This is a genomic window from Candidatus Planktophila sp., assembly GCF_046070465.1.
Lineage (GTDB): Bacteria > Actinomycetota > Actinomycetes > Nanopelagicales > Nanopelagicaceae > Planktophila.
The window spans coordinates 1-2,541 of the sequence record NZ_JBJTMK010000123.1 but is presented as its reverse complement, the minus strand read 5'-3'; the positions used below and the strand labels follow the sequence as shown (position 1 = coordinate 2,541).

General features: G+C 45.8%; 2 protein-coding genes. Both read right to left on the bottom strand.

The window, feature by feature from the left end:
- Positions 1 to 82 precede the first annotated feature (82 nt).
- Positions 83 to 1,213 (bottom strand): DNA polymerase III subunit beta, encoded by a 1,131-nt coding sequence (gene dnaN / locus ACKOVI_RS05560; protein ID WP_509603093.1) that lies wholly within the window; start codon positions 1,211 to 1,213, stop codon positions 83 to 85.
- Positions 1,214 to 1,645: 432 nt separating this feature from the next.
- On the bottom strand, positions 1,646 to 2,541 hold an 896-nt coding region (dnaA, locus tag ACKOVI_RS05555), incomplete at its 5' end, for a chromosomal replication initiator protein DnaA (RefSeq protein WP_509603092.1).

Genomic DNA, 2,541 nt, shown 5'->3' with positions numbered 1-2,541 from the left:
CCGGGTGTGAACTCTAAATCCAGCTCTTGATAAGAACGGAAGTTATTCAGCGCTAGCCGTTTAATGCGCATGGAAATTCTCGTTATGAAGCGTAACGCATCGGCATCAACAAGTACTTGTAGGTATCGATAGAGGCACCGTTAGGTTCGGTGCGCCCAGTCAAGATAGCTGGCTTGTTGGATCCGGTAAATGAAATTTGTACAAAAGGAGTTCCTACAGCTTGAAGACCATCTGCAAGGAATGTTGGGTTAAAAGCGATGGAGATTGGGTCGCCGTGGAGAAGTACATCGATGGTTTCGGTTGCTTGTGCTTCTTCACCTGTACCCGCTTCTAGTGATACTCCACCATCTGCAAATTCAAGACGTAATGGAATGGTTTTATCTGCAACAAGTGCAACACGGCGCACAGAATCTAGGAAAGGAGCAACTTCCACAACCGCAGTAGTTGAAGCTTCAGTAGGAAGAAGGTGGCGGTATGGAGGAAATGTTCCGTCCAACATTCGCGATGTCATTGTCTTACCGTCACCAGAAAAACCTGCAAGGCGGTCAGTTGATGTTGCTGGTGCGAAAGATAGTGAAACTTCTTTAGAACCTGTGAGAGATTTAGCAGCATCAGCAAGTGTGCGAGCGCGCATTAACGCTGATGTAGAAATTCCTGGTGTTGCTGGGTTCCAGTTAAATTCACGAACTGCAAGACGATAACGGTCTGTCGCAGCGAGAGTTACCTTATCTTCTTCAATTTCCACATGGACACCAGTGAGTGTTGGGAGTGAATCATCACGGCCTGCTGCAACCGCAACTTGTGCAACTGCTGTTGCGAATATGTCGCTCGCTACAACTCCGGTGCGTTCAGGGAGTTCTGGAAGGTTTGGATATTCCGACAATGAAAGTGTTGGGAGTGTGAACTTTGCAGAGCCTGATGTCACTAATACTCGTGAGCCATCTAATGTGATGGTGATTGGTTTATTAGGAAGTGAGCGAGAAATTTCCGCAAGCAACTTTCCTGGAACAAGGACTTCGCCTTTTTCAAAGATATCTGCGGTGAAGTGAGATTTAGATGATGTCTCTAGATCTGAGGCAGAGAGAATTACCTGATCGCCAGTTGCATCGATCTTGATACCAAGGAGCTCGGTCTTAATAGGGCGGGTGGAGAGAGAACGGGAGACCCAGTTAACGCCATCGGTTAACGCGTGCTGATCAACTGTAAATTTCATGCCGGAGCCCTCATCTCATCTGTCGGTGTAATAACCCCACCAAGGTTGGAAAGTTTGGCATAGAAGCCATAAATAAAGGAATGGGTGGTTGAAACCCACAGGTTCGCTTGGGGAGAGAGATATTTATATATAAAAGTAGTAGTAATAGGTGTAGACCAATTCTGTGGGTAAGTAGTAAAAACCCTGTTCAGAACGGAGAAGTTATCCCTATTTACTGTGGATAAACCTGTAGATGGTGTGGATAACCGGTGGATAGATCTCATTCACCCTTCCTCTCTCTTCCTCAATAACACCTAAAACCTGCCGGGATACCGGTAGATATCCCAATAAAACCCTCTTTATCCACAGTTATCCACATCTTTTCCACATCTGGGGGTAAAGGTGTCAAAGCGGACATCCCTCAAGGAGTCATTAATGATGACAGGTTGAGGCTTAGTAGCTGCTCTGCTGTTTAATCTTGGTGGTGATTTCGTTGACGTGGTTATACAAGGCTCGACGCTCAGCCATGAGCTCGCGGATCTTACGGTCGGCATGCATCACGGTGGTGTGGTCGCGCCCACCAAAGGTCTGGCCGATCTTAGGTAGAGGTAGGTCGGTCAACTCACGGCAGAGGTACATCGCAATCTGACGGGCTTCAACAAGTGCCCGAGATCGAGATGTTCCACAGAGATCTTCCAAAGTTAATTTAAAGAACGCTGCAGTCTGAGCCATGATCGTTGCAGCCGTGATCTCTGGGTTGGATTCAGAAGGCATTAAATCTTTCAAAACAATTTCAGCAAGACCCATATCAACGCTCTGGCGGTTCAAACTTGCGAAAGCAGTAACACGAATGAGCGCACCTTCGAGTTCGCGAATGTTTGTAGAAATCTTACTAGCGATAAATTCAAGAACATCATCTGGTGCGTTGAGACGATCTTGCGCAGCCTTCTTACGAAGAATCGCGATACGCGTCTCTAGCTCTGGTGGTTGAACATCGATTGTGAAACCCCACGCAAATCGTGAACGAAGTCGATCTTCAAGAGTTGTTAATTGTTTTGGTGAACGGTCAGATGAGATAACAATCTGCTTCTTCGCATTGTGCAAAGTGTTAAATGTATGGAAGAACTCTTCCTGTGTACGTTCTTTATTTTCCAAGAAGTGAATATCGTCAATAAGTAAGACATCTAAATCACGATAGCGACGTTGAAAGGATGTTGCTTTATCGTCGCGGATCGAGTTAATAAAGTCATTGGTAAATTCTTCAGATGAAACATAACGCACACGAATATTTGGAAAGAGTTCGCGAGAGTAAGCACCAATTGCGTGAAGTAAGTGAGTTTTACCAAGAC

Excerpts from the sequence above, each read along its gene's own strand:
- dnaN (WP_509603093.1), bottom strand. The coding sequence starts at position 1,213 with ATGAAATTTACAGTTGATCAGCACGCGTTAACCGATGGCGTTAACTGG.